Here is a 21749-nt window from a genome sequence, read left to right as displayed (position 1 = left end):
CAGGCCGTCTGAAACATTATGAAAAGAACACAAGCACCATGCACACCCGATTGATTTCCCGCCCGAATGCGGACACGCTTTTGGTTTATTTCGCCGGCTGGGGCACGCCCGACAGCGTGGCGGAAGCCTTCGCTCCGGCCGATGCCGATATTTTGTTGTGCAGCGATTACCGCGACACCGCTTTAGCGTTTGATTTCAACCGCTACCGCCGCATCGGCGTGTTGGCATGGTCGATGGGTGTTTGGGTTGCCGAGCGTGCCATGCAGGGCGTGAACGTGGATTGGGCGGGGGCCGTCAACGGCACGGGCTTGCCCTACGATGACCAATACGGCATTCCTTGCGCTGTGTTCGACCAAACCTTAGCCCGCTTCGATGAGCGCAACCGCGCCAAATTCGAGCAGCGCATGTGTGCCGATGCCGACAGCTTGGCGCACTACCGCCAACTTGACGGCCACCGCAGCCACGACAGCCTGCATGAAGAATTGCTGTTTCTGCATCAGGCCGTGCAAGCCGACCGCCGCACCGATTTGCTTGCTTGGCGCGAAGCATGGATAGGCACGCGCGACCGCATTATTCCGGCGGCCAACCAATCGGCCTACTGGCAATCGCGCTGCCCCATCATCGAATTTGACGGCGGCCATTATCCACATCTGCATTGGCCGCGTTGGGATGCGGCCACATGATGCCCGACAAACAGCGCATCGCCGCGCGTTTTGCTGCCGCCACGCCGCATTACGACCGCCATGCCGAAGCGCAAAAAATCATTCATGGCGAGCTGGATAAATGGTTGGCACTTTACGCGCCCGAACGTGTTGACCAAATACTGGAAATCGGCTGCGGCACCGGCTTATTCAGCCGCTTGTTGGCGCAGCGTTTCCCGCAGGCAAAGCTGGTGTTAAACGATTTGAATGCCGCTTGCGCACCGGATTGGCCAGACAACAGGCCGTCTGAAACGGAATACCGTTTCGGTGATGCCGAAACCATCGATTTAGGCAGCGGCTACGACATCATTGCTTCCGCTTCCGCGCTGCAATGGCTGGCACAGCCTGATGCGTTTATCCGACGCACAGCGCAGATGTTGGTTTCAGACGGCCTGTTGCTGTTTAACACGTTTACGCCCGACAATCTGCACCCCATCCGCACGCTGACCGGCAGCGGCCTGCATTATCCGACGGCGGCAGAATGGGCAGATTGGTTGCAACGCGACTACGACATTTTGGCGATTGAGCAGCGCACAATTACGCTGGCTTTCGACACCCCGCGCGATGCCTTGCGCCACCTGCAATACACCGGTGTGACCGCCACCGATACCGACTTTGTGTGGACAAAACAACGCCTGCACAACTTTGAAACGCAATATCACGCGCACCATGCCTTGGCGGATGGGCGGGTCGGTTTGGATTACACGCCGCTTTATATTGCCGCACGCAAAAAATAAACCGTCCGCCGTATTCAAAAGGCCGTCTGAAACACCAGCGGCACACGGCGGGCAAAGGAAAATGATGGGAAAAGTATTGTTTATCAGCGGCATCGATACCGATGTCGGCAAAACTGTGGCCACCGGCGTATTGGCCAAACAATTGGCCGAACAAGGCCACCGCGTGATTACGCAAAAAATGGTGCAAACCGGCTGCACAGGATTATCGGCCGATTTGCAGACACACCGCCGCATTCAAGGCATAACTTGGCTGCCCGAAGACCTCGACGGCACCACTTGTCCTTATGTGTTCGCGCATCCGTGTTCGCCACATTTGGCCGCCGCTTTGGAACAAACGGAAATTGACGACCAGCGCATCACCGCCGCCACCGAGCAATTGGCCGCACATTATGATTATGTCTTGCTCGAAGGCGCAGGCGGTTTGGCCGTGCCTTATCGTGACGACACAACCACGCTGGATTACATCGCCCGACAAGGCTATCCCGTTGTTTTGGTGACTTCCGCCAAGCTCGGCAGCATCAACCACACGCTGTTGAGTTTGGCCGCCTGCCATATGCGCGGCATCACCTTGGATACCGTGGTTTACAACCATTATCCATGCAGCGACGAGCTGATTAAAGAAGACACGCGCCGCTATTTACGCGCATATTTGGCCGCCCATTTTCCGCAAACAAAATGGATGGATTTGGCGTTTACCGAATGGTAGGCCGAGATGTTTCAGACGGCCTCAACCCATATTGACGATTAACCCCACAAATTTAGACGATTTTAATGAACGCGCCTACTGTTCCCCTTTCACACCCAAGCAGCACCAAACCGCTGTGGCTGGCTTTCGCCCTGCTCATCGGCTGCTGCGCCCTGTTTTTGACCTACAACGTCAACGGCAACTGGGATTTCGCCCTGCCCCTGCGCCTGACCAAATTGGCCGCCTTGCTGCTGGTGGCGTATGCCGTCGGCGTGTCCACTTTATTGTTCCAAACGCTGACCAACAACCCGATTCTCACGCCCTCGATACTTGGTTTTGATGCGCTGTATGTGTTTTTGCAAACCTTGCTGGTGTTTGTATTGGGCGGCGTTGGCTTCACCTCGCTGTCGATATTGGGCAAATTTTCGCTGGAATTGGTGCTGATGATGGGCGGCTCAATGCTGCTGTTTGCCACTTTGATGAAACAGGGCGGCCGCGATTTGGCGCGCATGATTTTGATCGGCGTGATTTTCGGCATTCTGTTCCGCAGCTTGGCATCATTGTTGCAGCGCATGATTGACCCCGAAGAATTTGCCGTGGCGCAAGCCTACACCTTTGCCTCGTTCAACAGCGTCAATCCGCAACTGATTACCATCGGCGCGGTGGTGCTGCTGGCCAGCGTAGTGTTTATCTGGCGCGAACGCCACCGCTTGGATGTGTACATGCTCGGACGTGACCAGGCGATTAATTTGGGCATCAACTATTCGCGCAACACGCTGTGGCTGCTGCTGTGGATCGCCGCGCTGGTCGCCACCGCCACCGCCGTGGTCGGCCCCGTCAGCTTCTTCGGCCTGTTGGTCGTTGCGCTGGCCAACCATTTTGCCCCCACCATGAAACATGCCGTGCGCCTGCCGATGACGTTTTGCACCGCCGGCATTTTACTGGTTGGCGGCCAAACCTTGTTTGAACATTTCTTGGGCATGCAGGCCGTGTTGAGCGTGGTAGTCGAATTTGCCGGCGGCTTGGTATTTTTATATTTGATTTTGAAGAAAAAGCCTTAATTTAATCGAATAACCAAACGCCCAATCCTGTTTTAAAAAATCATCAGACGAACCGAATCCATGATTAAAATTCAAAATGTCAGCCACAAAATCGGCAACAACCTTATTTTAAATGACGTGTCCCTTGATATTCCGCAAGGCGGCATTACTGCGCTGATTGGCCCCAATGGTGCGGGCAAATCGACACTGCTGTCGTTTATGGCGCGTTTGCAGCCGTTGACGCAGGGCAAAATCAGTTACAACGGTCAAGACATCACTACTACCCCAACAGCCGAGCTGGCCAAAACCCTGTCGATTCTCACGCAAGAAAACAGCATCATGAGCCGCATCACCGTGCGCGATTTGCTGATGTTCGGGCGTTATCCGTATCATCAAGGCAGGCCGTCTGAAGAATGTAAAGCGATTGTGGAAAAAGCGTTACACCGCTTTCAGCTGGAATCATTTGCCAACCGCTACCTGACCGAACTCTCCGGCGGCCAACGCCAGCGCGCCATGATTGCGATGGTGTTCTGCCAAAGTACAGATTATGTATTACTTGATGAGCCGCTAAACAATCTCGACATGTATCACGCCCGCTCGCTGATGCAGCTTTTGCAACACCTGACCCACGAACACCAGCGCACAACCGTTGTGGTGTTGCACGACATCAACCAAGCTGCGGCTTATGCGGATTATGTGGTGGCGATGAAAAACGGCCAAGTCGCCATGCAAGGTACGCCGAACGATGTGTTCACCAAGGAAAACATTTTGGATTTGTTTGATATGGATGTGGACGTATTGGATTACGAAGGGAAAAAATTGGTGGTGCATCACGTTTGATACGGATTACTGAATCAAGGCCGTCTGAACGATATTGTTTCAGACGGCCTTGTTTTATTTAAAAAACTGCCCGCAGCAAGCCTTAAATTTTTTATCCGAACCGCAAATACACGGCTGTTTCATGGTCGGCAGCGGCACGGTCGGGTCGATGAAATACCAGCGCCCGTCAATCTTCACAAAAGCCGACAATTCATGGTGATGCTGCGCTTCACCTGCGCCCTGAAAATGTGCGATAAATTCGACCTGCGCATGGTGTTTGCCGATGTTGGGGATATGCTTTAACACGTCCAAACCCTGCCAATCGGTTTCGCGGCTCCACGCCAGCATATCGGCGGTATCCAATAATTTTTGCTGCGACGGCACAGTCGTTTGCACAATATAATCAATATTTTGAAGCGTATAAGCGCTGTAGCGCGAGCGCATCAGCTCTTCAGCGGTAGCGGGCAATTTTTGTTGCGCATGAAAAGGTTGGCAGCAATCGGCATAAGCGCGCTGCGATTGGCACGGACAAATCTGCATATCAGGATATGGGCTTTCAAATGAGAATGACTCAAATTATATAACAAAATCAATATGTAGAAGCTTTTCAGGCCGATTTTCTGCTAAAATACCGCCTTTCGATTTTGTATTTGATATTTGAACACCATGACTGCCACAGCACAAGGTCTGAATCGTTTGTTGCCGCAAACCCAATGCCGCGAGTGCGGCTATGAAGGCTGCCTGCCGTATGCCGAAGCCCTTGCCCGCGACGATGCGCCGGTGAATTTATGCGCACCGGGCGGCGAAACAGTCATGCTCGATATTGCCAATCTGCTGGGCAAATCGCCGCTGGCACCGGCCAAAATTCAGCCCAAAGCCTTGGCATGGATTGATGAGGCCGTCTGTATCGGCTGCACCGCCTGCATCCGCGCCTGCCCCGTCGATGCCATTATGGGGGCGCATAAATTGATGCACACCGTGATTAAAGACGAATGCACCGGCTGTGGCTTGTGTGTGACCCCGTGTCCGGTCGATTGCATTTATATGCAGCCGATTGAAAGCGATTTTTTACCCTTGGCCCGTGCAGAACACGAAAGCGATGCGCGCTTTGCCGCGGCGGAACACGCCAAAAGCCGTTTTGAATGGCACGAAGCGCGCAAAGCCCGCGATGCCGCCGAGCGCAAAGCCAAGTTGGCCGAACGCGAAGCTGCGACCAAAGCCAAGCTGCAAGCCGCAGCCGAAGCGGTGCAACCGGTTGAAGCGGCTGCCAAACCGGCGTTTAACCCGATGGATTTAATCGCCAAAGCCATGGCCAGAGCGCAAGAGCAGCAAACCCAACTGGCCACCGCACACAACCACGAAGACTTCAAAGCCAAACAAGTCGAAGAAGCCAAACAACGCGCCGTATTGCGCCGCGCCCAACGCGACATGAAATACGGCAACGAAGAAGAAAAAGCCGCCGCACTGGTTTATTTGCGTCAATACAAAGCCGAACAGGAAGCAAAAAAATCCGCCAAACGCAAAGCCAAACAAATGCGCGCGCAGCAATCTTAATGCTTAGGCCGTCTGAAACTGTGTTTTCAGACGGCCTTTATTGATTTAAGAAAGAAGCCCACCATGCGCCCAAACCTTGTCAACCAGCTTCCCCTGCCCGTTTACCCCATCGACCGCGATCGCGCCGATTATGCCTTATCGAAAAACCGCTTAAGTGATTATTTCATTCGCAATCCTGCTTTGTTCCAACGCGCACTCGAGCCAAAATTTACCGTCCATGCCGTACAAATGGCCGCACACGCCTGCGGTTTGTGGTTTGACACTTGGCGTAACCCCGACAGCGGACGCATGGTGCTGGTCGTCGCCAATAAAGACGTGATGCCGCTCAAAGCCATGTTTCAACGCACCTTAAACAACCAAAGCGTGATTGCCGCTTTATTGCGCCGCAGCTAAGTGTTCAAAGGCCGTCTGAACGTAATCTCTTTCAGACGGCCTTTGAACTTTTGTTCTTCAATGTAGTGATTATTGCCCTTAAAAATCATTTTAAAATAAATATACATCATCATTCACATTCAATACTTCCAGTCTTAAGCTAATATTTTTAAAACATCATCGCGAAAATTTCAAAATAAAAGCATATTTCGCCTTAAATATTCAATTTACACCATAAAATTTTAGAATCCACTCACTAAGTGTCAACAATCAAAGTGTTTCATTTACGCAAAAATCAATAAAATATTAATTACATATCACTACAAATTCTGCTATAATCCTGCCCAACAATTTCCCACCAACCCAGACACCCAACAAAGAGGACAAACTATGGGCATTAAAGTCGCCATCAACGGTTATGGCCGCATCGGCCGTCAAGTATTACGCGCCATCTACGATTACAACCTGCAAGACCAGCTCGAAATCGTCGCCGTCAACGCCAGCGGCAGCTTGGAAACCAACGCCCACCTGACCAAATTCGATACCGTACACGGCCGCTTCAACGCCGATGTCGATCACGATGCCACCCATTTGATTATCAACGGCCACAAAATCCCTTACTTCTCCACCCGCAATCCGGCCGAGCTTCCTTGGAAAGACTTGGGCGTTGATTTGGTGATGGAATGCACTGGCGCGTTCACCAGCAAATCCAAAGCCAACGTCCACTTGGAAAGCGGTGCGAAAAAAGTATTGATTTCCGCACCGGGTGAAGCCGATGTCGATGCCACCGTAGTTTACGGCGTAAACGATGATGTATTGACCGCCGACATGACCGTTGTTTCCAACGCTTCTTGCACTACCAACTGCTTGGCACCTGTGGCCAAAGTGTTGAATGAAAGCATTGGCATTGTGAAAGGCGCGATGACCACCATCCACGCCCTGACCAACGACCAAACCGTTACCGACGTGCGCCACAAAGACTTGCGCCGCGCCCGCAGCGGTGTGGAAAACATGATTCCAACCAAAACCGGCGCCGCCAAAGCCGTGGGCTTGGTGTTACCTGACCTGAAAGGCAAACTCGACGGCTTGGCCATTCGCGTACCGACCGTCAACGTTTCCTTGGTTGACTTAAGCTTCCAAGCCGGCCGCGAAACCAGCGTGGAAGAAATCAACGAATTGATGAAAGCCGCTTCGGAACAAGGCCGTCTGAAAGGCGTATTGGGCTACAACACCCTGCCACTGGTATCGATGGACTTCAACCACACCACCCAAGGCAGCAATTTCGACGCCACCCTGACCAAAGTCGTTGACGGCAGCATGGTGAAAGTATTCGCATGGTACGACAACGAATGGGGCTTCAGCTGCCAAATGCTGCGCACCGCTATGCGTATGTTTGATTTGGAAGTGAAAGACTTTGAATAATTGAGCTTGGCTTGATTGATTAAAAAATGCCGTCTGAAAAGATTTTTTCAGACGGCATTTTATTATGGATAACGTTGTTTGGGATGCACCACCCATTCTCTGGTGCCAAACAACTGCCCCAAGCGGCCGGAATCGGGAAATTGTGCAAGGGTGCGCGTAGCGTTAAAAATTTGCTCTTCCAGCTCAAACGCGGCCACCGGATTGAATTCAAAAATATAGCGGACGATTTGGTCTAAATCATCTTCCGCCTGTCGCGACCATTTAACCTGCATTTTTCAGATTCGCCATCAATTCTGCACGCCGTTGCGCGGCGCGTGCCAATACATCTTCCTGCTCATGCCACGTTTCGCTGTTCAAGCCTTTTTCCACCTTATCGGAAAGCCACGCATGATAATCATCGGCCTGCTGCTGGGTATCGAATTGAGACAGAATCGGATCAAGCTTTTTCATCTGTTTTCTCCTGAAAAATCTGAGTTCTATCGTGCCTGTTTTCATCATATTTGTCAATTCAAGGCAGAAACACCATCAGGCCGTCTGAAGATTAAAACACACTTGCAAACACGTTTTCAGACGGCCTTCTTCATCGTTTTATATTAAAATACCGCATTCCAAAATCTTTTTCAGACGGCCTCATCATGTTTCCCAGCGAATCCCCTTCTTCTTTGTTAACCGGCTTGAATCCCGAGCAGCTTGCCGCAGTGACTTGGCCGCCGCAATCGGCTTTGGTGTTGGCCGGTGCCGGCAGCGGCAAAACGCGTGTGCTGACGACGCGTATTGCGTGGCTGTTGCAAAGCGGTCAGGCCAGTGTGCACAGCATTATGGCGGTGACGTTTACCAACAAAGCCGCCAAAGAAATGCAGACGCGCTTGGGGGCGATGACTCCGGTGAACGTGCGCGCGATGTGGTTGGGTACGTTTCATGGTTTGTGCCACCGCTTTTTGCGCCTGCACCACCGCGATGCCAATCTGCCGGCGACTTTTCAGATTCTCGACAGCAGCGACCAACTGGCCTTAATCAAACGTATGTTGAAGCAGCTCAACATTGCCGAAGAAATCATTGCGCCGCGCAGCCTACAGGGATTTATCAACGCGCAAAAGGAAAACGGCCTGCGCGCGTCTGCCCTGCAAGCGCCCGATCCGCACACCCAGCGTATGATTGAATGCTATGCCGAATACGACCGCATCTGCCAGCGTGAAGGCGTGGTTGATTTTGCCGAACTCATGTTGCGCAGCTATGAAATGCTCAAAAGCAACGAAATGCTGCGCGTGCATTATCAAAACCGTTTCAACCATATTTTGGTGGACGAATTTCAAGACACCAACAAGCTGCAATATGCGTGGCTTAAGCTGATGGCGGGTAATCAGGCGGCGGTGTTTGCTGTGGGCGACGACGACCAAAGCATTTACCGTTTCCGTGGCGCGAATGTCGGCAACATGACCGCGTTGATGAAAGAGTTCGCCATCGAAGCGCCGATTAAGCTCGAGCAAAACTACCGCTCGGTAGGCAACATCCTTGCCGCCGCCAATGCCGTGATTGAAAACAACGACGAGCGTTTGGGCAAAAACCTGCGCACTGATGCTGAGTTGGGCGACAAAATCCGCTACCTTTCCGCGCCCAGCGATTTTGAAGAAGCGCAGTTCATCATCGACGAAGCCAAATCGCTGCAACGCGAAGGCTGGCCACTGTCGGAAATGGCCGTGCTCTACCGCAGCAATGCCCAATCACGCGTTATCGAACAAGCCCTGTTCCGCAGCGGCGTGCCGTATAAAATCTACGGCGGCCTGCGCTTTTACGAGCGCCAAGAAATCAAACACGCGCTGGCTTATCTACGCTTGGCGGTCAACCCCGATGACGACAACGCCCTCTTGCGCGTGATTAACGTGCCCGCCCGCGGAATTGGCGCGCGCACGATTGAAAACCTTCAGACGGCCTCCAACGAACAAGGCATTTCCCTGTGGCAGGCCGCCTGCAATGCCGGTGCCAAAGCCACCAAAATCGCCGCCTTCGTCCAACTGATTGAAAACTTGCGCAACCAAATCGGCCAATTGTCGCTGGCCGAAATCATGGTCAGCGTGATTCAAGACAGCGGCTTGGTCGAATTCTACAAAACACAAAAAGGCGATCACCAAGACCGATTGGACAACTTAGACGAATTGGTCAACGCCGTCGTGGCGTTCAAGCCGGAAGAAAGCAATTTTGAAATCCTGCCGGAAAACGCCGCCGAACACCCTGCCTTTCCGGTGTTGGCGTTCCTCAGCAACGCCGCGCTGGAATCAGGCGAAAACCAAGCCGGCGAAGGCGAAGACGCGATTCAACTGATGACCGTCCACGCCGCCAAAGGCTTGGAATTCAACGCCGTTTTCCTTACCGGCATGGAAGAAGGCCGCTTCCCGAGCGAACTCAGCCTCGCCGAACGCGGCGGCCTCGAAGAAGAACGCCGCCTGATGTACGTCGCCATCACCCGCGCACGCAAACGCCTCTACATCACCATGGCGCAACAACGCATGCTGCACGGCCAAACCCAATTCGGCATCGTGTCCCGCTTCGTCGAAGAAATCCCGCCCGAAGTATTGCATTATCTGTCGGCCAAAAAACAAAGCTTCAACAGCTTCACCGATGCCCCGCGCACCCGCAGCAACAAAGTCGTCGAAGACTACAAACTGCCGCAGGAATACGCGGGTTTCCGCATCGGCCAAAACGTGCGCCACGCCAAATTCGGCACCGGCGTGATTATCGATGCCGTCGATAAAGGCGAGTCGGCGCGGTTGACGATTAACTTTGGCAAAGAAGGCGTGAAGGAATTGGATACGAAGTTTGCGAAGTTGGAAGCGGTTTGATTGGGTACTGAACTGATTGAATTGACATGATAAAGGCCGTCTGAAATAATTTTCAGACGGCTTTTCTAACCTAATCAACCCTTTCACAAAAAAGGAAACTCCCATGTCCCACATCTCCACCGTCCGCTACACCGGCAACCTGCACAACGACTTAACCCACTTACAAAGCGGCAACACGATTTCTACTGATGCGCCGACCGACAACAACGGCAAAGGCGAAGCGTTTTCACCGACGGATTTGCTGGCCACTTCGCTGGCTGCGTGTGCGCTGACGATTATGGGCATGAAAGCCGATGATTTGGGCGTGGACTTAGCCGGTGCGCGTGCAGAAGTGGCGAAGGAAATGGCGGCCAATCCGCGCCGTGTGGCAAAGGTGACGGTTGCTTTTTATTTGAGCGCAGATTTAGACGAACGCAGCCGCATGGTTTTGGAAGCTGCGGCGCATACCTGCCCAGTGGCAAAAAGTTTGAGCGCGGATTTGGTACAGTTGTTCCACTTCCATTATGTCTGAATGCTGTGCACTTATCTTATCTGGCTATGGTCGTTGTATCGCTTTTATCGTATTGACCCAATAAACAACGGCATCATAATTGAGCCTTATAAAAAATGCCGTCTGAAGTTTTTCAGACGGCATGTTAATGTTTACTGAATCAATCCGGCTACATGAAGAAAATCAACCCTACCAAAACAGCAATCACACCATAAATCACCATCGGAATCACGGTTTTCTTAATAATCGCACCTTCGGATTTATCGATACCCAATACGGTACACACAGCAATAATATTGTTAATACACACCATGTTACCCATTGCACCACCCACTGACTGCATGGCCAAAATCAGCGTTACCGATAAGCCGGTATCCAATGCAATTTGTTGTTGAATCGGACCAAATGTCAGGTTAGATACGGTGTTCGAGCCCGAGAAGAATGCACCGATGGCACCTAAGTAAGGCGAGAAGTAAATCCAGTTGTCACCGGCAACCGCAGCAAATTCCTTACCGATGATTTTCACCATCGAATCATCACCGCCGACCATCATCAATTTCACCATAATCAGCGCACCCATCAAAGCGAGCAATGGTTTCTTGGTTTGATTGAAGGTGCCGACATAGAATGTCCATGCATCTTTGAATTTGGTTTTATACAGCAGAATACAAATCCATACCGTAATCACAAACGGAATCCAAGCCGGCACATACAGGGTTTGATAGCGCTCTGATACTGCTTCACCGAAAATATTGCTAAACATAATGGTCAGCGATTGGGTGACGGTAATATCGCTCAAGCCCGGCAGCGAAAAGCTGAACCATGGCTCGGTGCTGGTGAGCAAACCTTTGATACCGAGCTGTTTGATACGGGTAATCACCAGCATACCGATCAGCATACCCAATGGTGCCAAGGCTTTGGCCACTTGCGCCAAAGGCACTTTTTCCATGTTGACATCTTTTGGATAGTCTTTGCTCAAACCCCAACCTTTGTTGGCTGCAAACACAGAAATCATCAAGCCGATGGCACCGGCCACCAAAGCAGGAAACTCTTCATTCACCATCGCCAATGCAACGTAAGGAATGGTACATGAGAACACGCTGATGCCGATAAAGCCCAAGTTTTTGCGAATTTCTTCTTTAGAAACAATGAAACTCAAGCCGATTACCGGAATAACAAAAGAGGCAAAGAAGTGGGTGATGCCGGTTTGCTTACCGATACTCAAAATATCGGCAGGCGTCAGATTCAACGGCGCAAAACCAAACCAAGTCGGGGTACCCACCGCACCGAACGACACCGGTACCGAGTTCATTACCAGCGTAAAAATGGCTACGCGCAAAGGGTTGAATCCCAAGCTCATCAAAATTGGGGCGGCAATGGCAGCAGGCGTACCGAAACCGGATGCCCCCTCAATCATAAAGGCAAACGCCCAACCGATAATCATCAATTGCGCAATCGGATTTGGGTTAATGTTGGCCAACCATTTACGAATAATATCAATACAACCGGTAGTTTCCATCATGCGGTTAAACATAATCGCACCGAAAATCACGGTAATCGGCGTCAAAGTTGATACCAAGCCTGAAGCAGCAGTAGCATTCAACAACATGAAATCATCACCAAAATAGGTGATCTTAATCACATAAATCAACGCCGCCACAATCGGCAAAGCGATATAGGAAGGCATGCTGTTTTTCTTCACCATCAACCAAATCAGGAAAACAATGGGAAAAATACTGAGAAAAAGTGCCATACAGAGAATCCTTGTATTACGTGTAAAGCATTCATCAAGACAACCAAATAAAAAACGCTTGCCTTAATCCACCCTAGGCCTGCAGTGATTAAGAAAGCTTTTTAAAATTGGTCACACCAATTTACTTATTATGCCGATTACTTTACGTAATCCTATGTAAGCGGTCAAGTTTTTTCTGATTACTGTTAGGTAAATCCATTAAAATGCAAAGAATTATTTTTTAAAATGAATATGTTATTAGGAATACTTCAAAAGTATTAGAAAAAATACCAAATGATTTTTAAAACTTGTCTGTTTTCTTGAGCATAAATCTTGGCTTATGTTCAATAATAAATTAAAAATATTCATCTATATTTTTTGATTATTGAATATACATTCATAAAAATCTCAGAACTGTTGAGAAAATACTACAAAAGAACTACATCTCAATAGTCTTTACTCAAAGCTTAAATATAATAAAGGCCATCTGAAATACACTTCAGACGGCCTTAGCTATGAATTTTTAACGTTTACTCAATTCCTGCCCATTTATGCGTTTGCACACTTAATTGCCAATGCACGGTTGTATGGGCGCGGCTGTTGAGCAGACCGATTTGGCGGATGGTATCGTAAATGTTCATCACACCATTTCGCTCACAAGGCGATAAATAAAAATGCTCGGCTTGAATTTTTCGTTCCATCTGTTCGCAAAAGGCCAACACATCACCATCGGCAACAATGCGCACTTCATCGGCTTTTTCAATGCAGCTTTTAGCATATTTATCTGCGTAACACGCCTTTGGGCTGGTGGCGACAAAATCAATTTGTATGGGCGTAGGATTCAGGCCATTGGTTTCCATACACAAATAATAACCTGCCGCTTTCAGCGTGTTGAGCAAGGTATCCAAATGTGGCTGAATGGTTGGCTCACCACCGGTAATGATGATGTTACGCGCACGATAATTTTTCAGACGGCCTAAAATCTCGTGCAGGCTCATCATTTCAAAGCGCAGATAATCGGTATCACACCACGAGCAGGCCAAGTTACATTTACCCAAGCGGATAAAAATAGCGGGCATACCGGTGTTGTAGCCCTCGCCTTGCAAGCTTTCGAATATTTCAACAATGCGGTATTGCGGGTTAACAGGCTCAATCGTCACCATCATGCGCCCTCATATTCGGCGCAGGAAGTCGGCGTTTCCCAGAGCTTGACGCTGCATACTTTTAAGCCGGCTTGCTTTAATCGCGTAAACATTTCCATGCTCATATTTTCGGCGGTGGTGCGATAATTTAAGCGTAAGGTTTTCATGTTCCAGCCGTCTAATAAAGCGGCAATTTGGCTCTCGCGTGCGTTGCTGCCATCGTAGATAAAGGCATGATCAAAGGGATCGATGATTTCTTGTTTGACTATGGCTTTTAAATCGGTGAAATCCATCACCATGCCGTCTTTGGCACCGCCTTGAATCAAGCCGTCTGAAACGGTGATTTCGAGTTTGTAAGTATGGCCGTGTAAATTTTGGCATTTGCCGTCATGACCATCAAGCATATGGGATGAATCAAAGGAAAAGATTTTGGTGATTTTCATGATGTATTCTTTGAGGCCGTCTGAAACTTTTCAGACGGCCTTTGTTGTAGAAAATAAGAAAGGATGTGTTCAGACGGCCTGTTTACTTGCCAGATATTCCTGCAAACCGCGTTCACGCAACACACAGCTCGGGCATTCACCGCAGCCGCCGACCACGCCGTTGTAACAGGTATGCGTTTGCTCACGGACATAATCCAAGTAGCCCAACTCATCAGCCAGCGCCCATGTTTGCGCTTTGGTTAGGTACATCAAAGGCGTGTGAATTTGGAAATCATAGTCCATCGCCAAATTGAGGGTCACATTCATGGATTTCACAAACACATCGCGACAATCGGGATAGCCGGAAAAATCGGTTTCGCAGACCCCAACGATGATGTGTTTGATGTTTTGACCTTTGGCGTAAATAGCGGCATACATTAAAAACAGGGCATTACGGCCATCAACAAACGTATTCGGCATACCGTTAGCGGCCGTCTGAATGTCTGCGCCCTCTTCCATCAACGCATTATGGGTAATCTGCCGCATCAGGCTTAAATCCAACACGGTTTGCGCAATGCCTAAATCTTGGGCAATCCAATGTGCGCGTTCCAATTCGATGGAATGGCGCTGGCCATAGTGAAAAGTAATGGCTTGGACATTGTCTCGACCATAGGTTTGAAGTGCCTGAAGCAGGCAAGTGGTAGAATCCTGGCCACCGGAAAAGATGACCAAGGCTTTTTGATTGTGCATATTGATTCCTAGTTTTGGTATCGCGGGAGGATTACGAACCGCGTGAATAGAATAAAAAACCGTCTTTTCAGACGGTCTGAAGCCCGCGCAAATCACCGATTTGGATACAATTCGAAGCCATCTCACCACTGAAAGCAAAATATCCACAAGATAATGAAGCTTTTAAGCAGCGTATAAGGAAGAATGTATCAAAATAGGAATTTACAAAGGGTTCAGCTTGATAATAAGTCAAGTTTCATTATAACTGATTTTTCCAGGCCGTCTGAAATGCTTTATATCTGATGTCGCCATAAGGCTATCTCAAAAACCCATCCGCCCACTAAAAAAGCCACTCTTTCGAGTGGCTTTTTTTATCAGTCCGCTCAAGACCCACTACCAACAGTAGTATGAAAATACTATTAAATCTGTGGATCTGTATTGCTTCTTACCGATTATTGTGCAGCAGGTTCTGCTTTTTTCGCTGCTGCATTACCGTCTTTATTTGACAAGCCCCAAACATAGGCAGTCATGATGTGTAATTTGTCTTTATCCAAGAAGTTACCCCATGCCGGCATTTGGTTGTGACGACCATTGGTAATGGTTTCGATAATGGCTTTTTGCGTACCGCCCCATAACCAAATGTCATCAGTCAGGTTAGGACCCAAACCTTGGATACCTTGGCCTTTGTCACCGTGACAGGTGAAACAGTTGGCCGGTGGGCCGCTAAATAAAGCCTGACCACGGGCAGCGCGCTCTTCATCGTATTGTTCTTTACCTTTAGACAAAGACATTACATAGTGTGCCACGTCTTTCACACGCTCTTCACCCAATTGAGGGCCCCATGCCGCCATCACGCCGGTACGGCCTTTCTCGATGGTTTCATAGATTTGTTCCGGTTCGCCACCCCATAACCAGTCATGGTCGGTCAGATTAGGGAAACCTTTAGAACCTTTGGCATCCGAACCGTGACATTGGATACAGTAGGTATCGAACATATTTTTACCGATTTGTTGCGCTTGCGGATCTTTTGCCACTTGCTCAATCGGCATTTTGGCAAACTTAGCATACAGCGGTTGGTATTGCTCGTTTGCTTTGGCCACTTCTTTTTCGTATTGGTTGTGACTGGTCCAATTTAAGATACCTTTCCAGTCGCCTACACCCGGATACAGCACCAAGTAAACGGTACCAAAAATCCAAGTGAAAACATACAACCAAAACCACCAACGCGGCAACGGATTGTTATATTCTTCAATACCGTCCCATTCGTGGCCTGTGGTTTCGACTTCCTCGCCTTTTTTCGGCTGTTTCACCACGTTTTGTGAGAAAAGCAGCCAAGCCAAACCGATAAAGCTGAGCAGGACAATGGCGGCAATGTATATATTCCAGAAATTACTGGTAAATTGGGATGTTGTGTTCATTCTTTTGCTCCGTGACCACGGACTAACCGGTTATCGCCCGTTTTTATCAGGCGTGTCGTCATTATTGTCAAAAATACTGCTGGCTGCTTCATCATAATTTTTTTTATTGCGTCGGCTGAACACAATATAGATGACCAGCATAAAGCTGACAAAAATCAGCAGCGTAAAAAGCGAGCGAATCCAGTTAATATCCATGATGTTACCTTACGTTTTTCAATGCCAAGCCCAAACCTTGCAAGTAGGCAATCACTGCATCCAGCTCAGATTTGTTGGTCAACATTTCCGGTGCTTTTTGCAATTCTTCATCGCTGTAAGGGGTGCCTACGGCACGCAATGCTTTCATGCGTGCCACAGTAGCTTCAGCGTCTACCTTGTTGCGTGCCAACCATGGGAATGCCGGCATATTAGATTCAGGAACCACGTCACGCGGATTCAGCAAGTGGATACGGTGCCATTCATCAGAATAGCGGCCGCCGACACGCGCCAAATCAGGACCGGTACGTTTCGAACCCCATTGGAACGGACGGTCGTAAACAGACTCGCCAGCAACAGAGTAATGACCGTAACGCTCGGTTTCTGCACGGAAAGGACGAATCATTTGTGAGTGACAGTTGTAGCAACCTTCACGCACATAAATATCACGACCCGCCACTTGCAGCGCATTATAAGGTTTCACACCCGGAGCAGGTTCGATGACTGCTTTCGTGCCAAACAAAGGCACAACTTCAATCAACAAGCCGAAACTGATTACAATCACAGTGAAAATAATCAGAAAGCCGACTTTTTCTTCAGCTAATTGTTGTAATTTCATTTGGTAGCCTACTTTCTTGTTATTTAGTGGTGTTGTTGAGAAACCGCAGGGATCTCAGCTTCAACAGGTTTGCCACTGATTGCAGTACGGTAAACGTTGTACGCCATGATACACATACCAGCCAAATACATCAGACCACCTACTACACGGATTGCATAATAAGGCATAGTACGTTTTACAGACTCAACAAATGAGTAGGTCAAAGTACCGTCGTCATTCAACGAACCCCACATCAAACCTTGCATCACACCGGCAATCCACATCGCAGCGATATACAATACCACGCCGATGGTCGCAATCCAGAAGTGGGTTTCAATCAATTTCACACTGTGCATTTGGGTTTTACCAAACAAACGCGGAATCAGGTAGTAAATCGAACCGATGGTTACAAAGCCCACCCAACCCAATGCGCCAGCGTGTACGTGTGCAACAGTCCAGTCGGTGTAGTGGCTCAAGGCGTTAACGGTTTTGATCGACATCATCGGACCTTCAAAGGTCGACATACCGTAGAAAGACAGGGAAACGATCAAGAATTTCAAAATCGGGTCGGTACGCAGTTTATCCCACGCGCCAGACAAGGTCATGATACCGTTGATCATACCGCCCCAAGATGGTGCGAACAGAATCAGCGACAAAACCATACCCAAAGATTGTGTCCAGTCAGGCAATGCGGTGTAGTGCAAGTGGTGAGGACCTGCCCACATATAAGTGAAAATCAATGCCCAGAAGTGAACCACAGACAAACGGTAAGAGTAAACCGGACGGCCTGCTTGTTTTGGAACGAAGTAGTACATCATGCCCAAGAAGCCTGCAGTCAGGAAGAAACCTACCGCATTGTGGCCATACCACCATTGAACCATAGCATCGATGGCACCGGCATACACTGGATAAGACTTCATGAAGCCGGCAGGAATGCTAATGTTGTTCACAATATGCAGCAAGGCAACGGCCAAGATGAAACCGCCGTAGAACCAGTTAGCCACGTAAATGTGTTTTACTTTACGTTTGGCGATGGTGCCGAAGAATACGATTGCGTAAGCCACCCATACCAAAGTAATCAGGATATCGATTGGCCATTCCAATTCGGCATACTCTTTACCTTGGGTAAAACCCATCGGCAAAGTGATGACTGCTGCTACAATAACCGCTTGCCAGCCCCAAAAGGTAAATGATGCCAACCAGCCGCCAAACAGGCGGGTATTACAGGTACGCTGTACCACATAATAAGAAGTGGCAAACAGACCACAGCCACCAAATGCGAAAATTACCGCATTGGTGTGCAATGGACGCAGGCGACCAAAGTGGAACCAAGGTCCGATTTCAGATAAATTAAGAGCCGGCAAGTATAATTGGGCGGCAACAATCACGCCGACCAACATACCCACGATGCCCCAAACTACAGTCATGATGGCGAACTGGCGCACCACTTTGTAGTTATAAGTTTGTGTGTCCATGGGAGTCTCCATAAATTATGGGAATTGAAAATTTTTGTTTTACCCGCCCGAATGTTTTCTACGTTTCCACAAAAAACATTAAGGCAAAGTATAAATTTTTCTAAATTTAACATATATACAAGATTGAGCCAAGCAATATTACATTTCTTCCGCTCAAGCGAATATGTAACCTAAAAAATAAAAAATTATATTAATCAAATAATTAAAGTAAATCAGTTCCAATAAAAGGCATACATTTTTTTCAAGCCCCATTTTTTTAAAGGCTTTTTGATGTAAATTAAATATCAGACACTGTATGCCAACGTTATTCATTAATTTTAACAAACTAAGCAATAGATATGATTAATTACAAAATCTCATTCCGCCCTTTGAGTCATGAATATCAAATTACATTGAGTTTCAATCAAGACAATGATTTACCTATTGAATTCAGCCTACCCAACTGGGTACCGGGCAGCTATCTGATTCGTGATTTCTCCCGACATATCACGCAATTAAGTGCTTCTTGTAATGGCCATACTGTTGCATTGGCGCAATTGACCAAAAACAAATGGCAAGCAAACGGCCAAAAAGGTGAGTGGCAAATTTGCTACACCGTTTATGCGTTTGACTTATCTGTACGCGGTGCGTTTTTAAGCATCGAACGCGGCTTCTTCGATGGCGCTTGTCTTTTTTTAAAGATTCATGGCTGCGAAAACCTGCCACACAGTGTTTCCCTAAAAGACTTTCCCAACCAATGGCAAATCGCTACTACCCTACCGCAAACCGCCACACACCAATTTCAGACGGCCTCTTATGCCGATTTAATCGACCACCCCGTCGAAATGGGCAAGATTGAATTTTTAGATTTTACCGCCGCCGGCATTCCCCACCGCATTGCTTTAAGCGGTTTTTACCGCGATTTTGACCGCCAGCGTTTTGTCAGCGACGTTCAAAAAATCTGCGAAACCGAATTGGCTATGTTCCCCGAGCCTGCACCGTTTCAAGAATATCTGTTTATGCTGCATGTCGGCGACAACATCTACGGCGGCCTCGAACACATCAGCAGCACCGCCCTTTTGGCCGACCGCAACAGCCTGCCGCCGCACAGCATGGGCGAAGCCAACGAAGCCTACACCCAATTGCTCGGCCTGTTCAGCCACGAATACTTTCACGCTTGGAATGTGAAATCGATTAAACCCGAAGCATTTGTGCCTTACGACCTCGATCAAGAAAGCTACACCGAGCAACTGTGGGCATTTGAAGGCATTACCTCTTATTATGATGATTTGTTCTTGGCACGCAGCGGCGTAATTGACAGCAATGCTTATTTAAATCTGCTCGCCCAATCGATTACCCGTGTGCAACATACAAAAGGCCGTCTGAAACAAACCTTGGCCGAATCCAGCTTTACCGCATGGAACAAGTTTTATAAGCAAGATGAAAACAGCAGCAACGCCATCGTCAGCTATTACCAAAAAGGCGCGCTGGCGGCATTGTGTTTGGATATGCTGATTCGCCAAAAAAGCAGCGGCAAGCATTCATTAGACAGCGTGATGCAGCAGCACTACCGCGATTGGGTCAACACTGGCAAAGGCATTCCCGAAAAACAATGGCAAGAGCGTTGCCAACAAATTACCGGCTTGGATTTGCAATCGTTTTTTCAGACGGCCTTATACAGCACCGATGACCTACCCTTGCAAGAATGCTTGGCAAACGTTGGCGTCACATTGGATTGGCAACCTTTGCCACGCAGTCATGGCGGCGGATTGGCGGGCGAAACTGTTTGCGTCAAACCTGCCGGCGATTTCGGCGCACGTTTCAAACAAAACAGCGACAGCGCCACCCTGACACACGTATTTAATGGCGGCAGCGCAGAAAATGCGGCTTTGTGTCCACAAGACAAAATCATCGCGCTTAACGGCTATGCCTGCACTGACTTGGCCGCGCAATGGGCGCAATTGGCTGTCGGCGAACACGCCACACTGCACTTTTTCCGCAGCGGCGTACTGCACCAAACGCACATCACCGTGCAAGCCGTGGAAGCGAATACGGCTTTGTTGAAAGTTGCCAACCAAGATTTGGTAGATAAATGGTTGTTTAACCGCTAAACTTTCAGATGGCCTGATAAAAGGCCGTCTGAAAATTTTCGAAAGGAAGGAAAATCATGGCTATTTTGAAATTGAGCGAACAATTATATGTGTCACCACAACTGACCGAACAAGATGCAAAAGATGCCGCGCAATTGGGCATTCAAACCGTTATCTGCAACCGCCCGGACGGTGAAGAAGAGAATCAGCCTTCTACCATGCAAGTGCAACAATGGCTGTCGGCAGAAGGCATTACTTCATTCAAACATCAGCCTGTTGTCGCACCGAATATCACCGCTGCCGATGTTGCCGCGTTCCAAGATTTATTGCAGCAAGCCGGCCAACCCGTTTTGGCCTATTGCCGCACCGGCACGCGCAGTTCTTTATTGTGGGCTTATCATCAAGTGCAAAACGGCATGAGCGTTGCCGAGGCCAAAGCTGCTGCTGCCGAAGCCGGCATTGATTTAAGCAATTTTGAAGCACGTTTGCAGGAAGCTGCCGAGCATAAATTAGCTTAATTCCGCATCGTAAAAGGCCGTCTGAAACGTTTCAGACGGCCTTTTCATTGTTTTTTTTACTCAAAATTCTTGCTGCGTCGCCATCATCACGGCCATATGCACCAAACCAAATACGATGGAAAGCAGCACCAACAACAAAACCGCAGCCATCAGCCATAAACTCACATCCAATAAGGTCATGTTTGTACTCCTTTTCATCAGGTAGGCTTATTTTAATCGGCTAATGTTGCAGAATTTTGACGTTCATACAAACATGCCGTCTGAAAGCTTAGACTAAACACTCAAAGTTTTAGTTCAACTATTCTTTCAGACGGCCTTTTCAACAGATAAGCGGAAATATTGCCACCGTTTTCAACGGTTATTCTGCTTTGGTCTCTGTAACGAAACCAATTTTGCTGATACCGGCTTCGCGCGCCGCACCCAAGGCTTTGTTCACATAATCGTATTCCACGGCTTTATCCGCTGCAATGGCGACGATGGCATCTTCATTTGCCGTTTTGGCTTCTTTCAAACGCGCAGTCACTTCTTCGATGGTGATTTTCTTATCGGAATCGCCACCGATATAATAAGCACCATCCGAGCCAATCGTCACACGCAAAGGCTCTTTAGGCTGCGTATCTTTTTTCGCTGCCTGCTCGGAAGCAGTTGGTAGCTCCAGCGGAATCGAATGCGTCAATACCGGCATGGTAATCATAAACACAATCAGCAACACCAGCATCACATCGACCAAAGGCGTTACATTAATGTCAGACATCGGTGCATCTTCATCACCGGAATTCATTGAACCGAATGCCATA

The 21749-nt window shown here is 48.8% G+C and carries 23 protein-coding genes and 1 pseudogene; 12 read left to right on the top strand and 12 right to left on the bottom strand.

The features are described 5' to 3' along the window. The first annotated feature begins 38 nt into the window (after window positions 1-38). The 5 genes from ACM67B_RS02005 to ACM67B_RS01985 all read left to right on the top strand — a co-directional run bounded on the left by ACM67B_RS02005 (window position 39) and on the right by ACM67B_RS01985 (window position 4003). Window positions 39-683, top strand: coding sequence for a DUF452 family protein (locus ACM67B_RS02005; RefSeq protein ID WP_416189936.1), 645 nt, complete (start codon window positions 39-41; stop codon window positions 681-683). Further along, window positions 680-1438 (top strand): malonyl-ACP O-methyltransferase BioC, encoded by a 759-nt coding sequence (gene bioC / locus ACM67B_RS02000; RefSeq protein WP_416189935.1) that lies wholly within the window; start codon window positions 680-682, stop codon window positions 1436-1438. The genes ACM67B_RS02005 and bioC overlap by 4 nt, the downstream gene beginning before the upstream one ends. A gap of 64 nt (window positions 1439-1502) precedes the next feature. Further along, window positions 1503-2144, top strand: coding sequence for a dethiobiotin synthase (gene bioD / locus ACM67B_RS01995; protein ID WP_416190493.1), 642 nt, complete (start codon window positions 1503-1505; stop codon window positions 2142-2144). A gap of 65 nt (window positions 2145-2209) precedes the next feature. Next, window positions 2210-3184, top strand: a complete 975-nt coding sequence (locus ACM67B_RS01990) for an iron chelate uptake ABC transporter family permease subunit (RefSeq protein ID WP_416189934.1) — start codon at window positions 2210-2212, stop codon at window positions 3182-3184. A 60-nt stretch (window positions 3185-3244) separates the two neighbouring features. Next, the gene (locus ACM67B_RS01985) at window positions 3245-4003 is read left to right on the top strand and encodes an ABC transporter ATP-binding protein (RefSeq protein WP_100562527.1); all 759 of its coding nucleotides are present in this window, start codon (window positions 3245-3247) and stop codon (window positions 4001-4003) included. A gap of 54 nt (window positions 4004-4057) precedes the next feature. Here ACM67B_RS01985 and ACM67B_RS01980 read toward each other — a convergent pair whose 3' ends face one another. Beyond that, window positions 4058-4522 (bottom strand): YchJ family protein, encoded by a 465-nt coding sequence (locus tag ACM67B_RS01980; RefSeq protein ID WP_416189933.1) that lies wholly within the window; start codon window positions 4520-4522, stop codon window positions 4058-4060. Window positions 4523-4648: 126 nt separating this feature from the next. On the opposite strand from ACM67B_RS01980, the gene ACM67B_RS01975 reads away from it, so the two are divergent. The 3 genes from ACM67B_RS01975 to gap all read left to right on the top strand — a co-directional run bounded on the left by ACM67B_RS01975 (window position 4649) and on the right by gap (window position 7330). After that, window positions 4649-5536 (top strand): RnfABCDGE type electron transport complex subunit B, encoded by an 888-nt coding sequence (locus ACM67B_RS01975; protein WP_416189932.1) that lies wholly within the window; start codon window positions 4649-4651, stop codon window positions 5534-5536. 63 nt (window positions 5537-5599) lie between these two features. Next, window positions 5600-5929, top strand: coding sequence for a hypothetical protein (locus tag ACM67B_RS01970; RefSeq protein ID WP_416189931.1), 330 nt, complete (start codon window positions 5600-5602; stop codon window positions 5927-5929). 369 nt (window positions 5930-6298) lie between these two features. Next, the gene (gene gap, locus ACM67B_RS01965) at window positions 6299-7330 is read left to right on the top strand and encodes a type I glyceraldehyde-3-phosphate dehydrogenase (protein ID WP_416189930.1); all 1032 of its coding nucleotides are present in this window, start codon (window positions 6299-6301) and stop codon (window positions 7328-7330) included. 62 nt (window positions 7331-7392) lie between these two features. Here the strand turns inward: gap and ACM67B_RS01960 are convergent, their stop codons facing one another. Together ACM67B_RS01960 and ACM67B_RS01955 are read right to left on the bottom strand one after the other, a co-directional pair. After that, window positions 7393-7602 carry a type II toxin-antitoxin system RelE/ParE family toxin gene (locus tag ACM67B_RS01960; protein ID WP_416189929.1) on the bottom strand — a complete coding sequence of 70 codons (210 nt, stop codon included), beginning with the start codon at window positions 7600-7602 and terminating at the stop codon, window positions 7393-7395. After that, window positions 7592-7780 carry a hypothetical protein gene (locus ACM67B_RS01955; RefSeq protein ID WP_416189928.1) on the bottom strand — a complete coding sequence of 63 codons (189 nt, stop codon included), beginning with the start codon at window positions 7778-7780 and terminating at the stop codon, window positions 7592-7594. The genes ACM67B_RS01960 and ACM67B_RS01955 overlap by 11 nt, the downstream gene beginning before the upstream one ends. A gap of 185 nt (window positions 7781-7965) precedes the next feature. Here ACM67B_RS01955 and ACM67B_RS01950 point away from each other — a divergent pair, with 185 nt between their 5' ends. Then, window positions 7966-10167 (top strand): UvrD-helicase domain-containing protein, encoded by a 2202-nt coding sequence (locus tag ACM67B_RS01950; RefSeq protein WP_416189927.1) that lies wholly within the window; start codon window positions 7966-7968, stop codon window positions 10165-10167. 103 nt (window positions 10168-10270) lie between these two features. Next, on the top strand, window positions 10271-10678 hold the full coding sequence (locus ACM67B_RS01945) for an OsmC family protein (protein ID WP_416189926.1): 408 nt from the start codon (window positions 10271-10273) through the stop codon (window positions 10676-10678). A 148-nt stretch (window positions 10679-10826) separates the two neighbouring features. Here ACM67B_RS01945 and ACM67B_RS01940 read toward each other — a convergent pair whose 3' ends face one another. The 8 genes and pseudogenes from ACM67B_RS01940 to ccoN all read right to left on the bottom strand — a co-directional run bounded on the left by ACM67B_RS01940 (window position 10827) and on the right by ccoN (window position 18365). After that, the gene (locus ACM67B_RS01940) at window positions 10827-12410 is read right to left on the bottom strand and encodes an L-lactate permease (RefSeq protein ID WP_416189925.1); all 1584 of its coding nucleotides are present in this window, start codon (window positions 12408-12410) and stop codon (window positions 10827-10829) included. 509 nt (window positions 12411-12919) lie between these two features. Next, a complete protein-coding gene (locus ACM67B_RS01935; RefSeq protein ID WP_416190492.1) occupies window positions 12920-13552 on the bottom strand; it encodes a 7-carboxy-7-deazaguanine synthase QueE in 633 nt (210 codons plus the stop codon). Then, window positions 13552-13974 (bottom strand): 6-carboxytetrahydropterin synthase QueD, encoded by a 423-nt coding sequence (gene queD, locus ACM67B_RS01930; RefSeq protein WP_416189924.1) that lies wholly within the window; start codon window positions 13972-13974, stop codon window positions 13552-13554. The genes ACM67B_RS01935 and queD overlap by 1 nt, the downstream gene beginning before the upstream one ends. 69 nt (window positions 13975-14043) lie before the next feature. Next, window positions 14044-14703 carry a 7-cyano-7-deazaguanine synthase QueC gene (gene queC / locus ACM67B_RS01925; RefSeq protein WP_416189923.1) on the bottom strand — a complete coding sequence of 220 codons (660 nt, stop codon included), beginning with the start codon at window positions 14701-14703 and terminating at the stop codon, window positions 14044-14046. 440 nt (window positions 14704-15143) lie between these two features. Then, window positions 15144-16100: pseudogene (gene ccoP, locus ACM67B_RS01920) on the bottom strand (cytochrome-c oxidase, cbb3-type subunit III); the annotation flags it as partial. 30 nt (window positions 16101-16130) lie between these two features. Then, the gene (locus ACM67B_RS01915) at window positions 16131-16295 is read right to left on the bottom strand and encodes a cbb3-type cytochrome oxidase subunit 3 (RefSeq protein WP_416189922.1); all 165 of its coding nucleotides are present in this window, start codon (window positions 16293-16295) and stop codon (window positions 16131-16133) included. A gap of 4 nt (window positions 16296-16299) precedes the next feature. Then, window positions 16300-16911 carry a cytochrome-c oxidase, cbb3-type subunit II gene (ccoO, locus tag ACM67B_RS01910; RefSeq protein ID WP_100563106.1) on the bottom strand — a complete coding sequence of 204 codons (612 nt, stop codon included), beginning with the start codon at window positions 16909-16911 and terminating at the stop codon, window positions 16300-16302. 23 nt (window positions 16912-16934) lie between these two features. Then, entirely contained in the window at window positions 16935-18365 is a 1431-nt protein-coding gene (gene ccoN / locus ACM67B_RS01905) for a cytochrome-c oxidase, cbb3-type subunit I (RefSeq protein ID WP_416189921.1), read from the bottom strand. Window positions 18366-18703: 338 nt separating this feature from the next. Here ccoN and ACM67B_RS01900 point away from each other — a divergent pair, with 338 nt between their 5' ends. Both ACM67B_RS01900 and ACM67B_RS01895 read left to right on the top strand, forming a co-directional pair. After that, a complete protein-coding gene (locus ACM67B_RS01900) occupies window positions 18704-20455 on the top strand; it encodes a M61 family metallopeptidase (protein WP_416189920.1) in 1752 nt (583 codons plus the stop codon). 56 nt (window positions 20456-20511) lie between these two features. After that, on the top strand, window positions 20512-20952 hold the full coding sequence (locus ACM67B_RS01895; protein ID WP_416189919.1) for a TIGR01244 family sulfur transferase: 441 nt from the start codon (window positions 20512-20514) through the stop codon (window positions 20950-20952). 358 nt (window positions 20953-21310) lie between these two features. On the opposite strand, the gene ACM67B_RS01890 is transcribed toward ACM67B_RS01895, so the two are convergent. Then, window positions 21311-21748, bottom strand: coding sequence for an ExbD/TolR family protein (locus ACM67B_RS01890; protein WP_095503274.1), 438 nt, complete (start codon window positions 21746-21748; stop codon window positions 21311-21313). Window position 21749 lies beyond the last annotated feature (1 nt).

Origin of the sequence: Neisseria sp. CCUG17229, from assembly GCF_047839235.1 — a bacterium.
GTDB classification, from domain to species: domain Bacteria; phylum Pseudomonadota; class Gammaproteobacteria; order Burkholderiales; family Neisseriaceae; genus Neisseria; species Neisseria brasiliensis.
Note: the sequence above shows the minus strand (reverse complement) of the source record. Positions and strands in the feature narration are given on the sequence as shown.

Coding starts and splice junctions, on each gene's coding strand:
- ACM67B_RS02005 (WP_416189936.1), top strand. CDS start 39: ATGCACACCCGATTGATTTCCCGCCCGAATGCGGACACGCTTTTGGTT.
- bioC (WP_416189935.1), top strand. CDS start 680: ATGATGCCCGACAAACAGCGCATCGCCGCGCGTTTTGCTGCCGCCACG.
- bioD (WP_416190493.1), top strand. CDS start 1,503: ATGGGAAAAGTATTGTTTATCAGCGGCATCGATACCGATGTCGGCAAA.
- ACM67B_RS01990 (WP_416189934.1), top strand. CDS start 2,210: ATGAACGCGCCTACTGTTCCCCTTTCACACCCAAGCAGCACCAAACCG.
- ACM67B_RS01985 (WP_100562527.1), top strand. CDS start 3,245: ATGATTAAAATTCAAAATGTCAGCCACAAAATCGGCAACAACCTTATT.
- ACM67B_RS01980 (WP_416189933.1), bottom strand. CDS start 4,522: ATGCAGATTTGTCCGTGCCAATCGCAGCGCGCTTATGCCGATTGCTGC.
- ACM67B_RS01975 (WP_416189932.1), top strand. CDS start 4,649: ATGACTGCCACAGCACAAGGTCTGAATCGTTTGTTGCCGCAAACCCAA.
- ACM67B_RS01970 (WP_416189931.1), top strand. CDS start 5,600: ATGCGCCCAAACCTTGTCAACCAGCTTCCCCTGCCCGTTTACCCCATC.
- gap (WP_416189930.1), top strand. CDS start 6,299: ATGGGCATTAAAGTCGCCATCAACGGTTATGGCCGCATCGGCCGTCAA.
- ACM67B_RS01960 (WP_416189929.1), bottom strand. CDS start 7,602: ATGCAGGTTAAATGGTCGCGACAGGCGGAAGATGATTTAGACCAAATC.
- ACM67B_RS01955 (WP_416189928.1), bottom strand. CDS start 7,780: ATGAAAAAGCTTGATCCGATTCTGTCTCAATTCGATACCCAGCAGCAG.
- ACM67B_RS01950 (WP_416189927.1), top strand. CDS start 7,966: ATGTTTCCCAGCGAATCCCCTTCTTCTTTGTTAACCGGCTTGAATCCC.
- ACM67B_RS01945 (WP_416189926.1), top strand. CDS start 10,271: ATGTCCCACATCTCCACCGTCCGCTACACCGGCAACCTGCACAACGAC.
- ACM67B_RS01940 (WP_416189925.1), bottom strand. CDS start 12,410: ATGGCACTTTTTCTCAGTATTTTTCCCATTGTTTTCCTGATTTGGTTG.
- ACM67B_RS01935 (WP_416190492.1), bottom strand. CDS start 13,552: ATGGTGACGATTGAGCCTGTTAACCCGCAATACCGCATTGTTGAAATA.
- queD (WP_416189924.1), bottom strand. CDS start 13,974: ATGAAAATCACCAAAATCTTTTCCTTTGATTCATCCCATATGCTTGAT.
- queC (WP_416189923.1), bottom strand. CDS start 14,703: ATGCACAATCAAAAAGCCTTGGTCATCTTTTCCGGTGGCCAGGATTCT.
- ACM67B_RS01915 (WP_416189922.1), bottom strand. CDS start 16,295: ATGGATATTAACTGGATTCGCTCGCTTTTTACGCTGCTGATTTTTGTC.
- ccoO (WP_100563106.1), bottom strand. CDS start 16,911: ATGAAATTACAACAATTAGCTGAAGAAAAAGTCGGCTTTCTGATTATT.
- ccoN (WP_416189921.1), bottom strand. CDS start 18,365: ATGGACACACAAACTTATAACTACAAAGTGGTGCGCCAGTTCGCCATC.
- ACM67B_RS01900 (WP_416189920.1), top strand. CDS start 18,704: ATGATTAATTACAAAATCTCATTCCGCCCTTTGAGTCATGAATATCAA.
- ACM67B_RS01895 (WP_416189919.1), top strand. CDS start 20,512: ATGGCTATTTTGAAATTGAGCGAACAATTATATGTGTCACCACAACTG.
- ACM67B_RS01890 (WP_095503274.1), bottom strand. CDS start 21,748: ATGGCATTCGGTTCAATGAATTCCGGTGATGAAGATGCACCGATGTCT.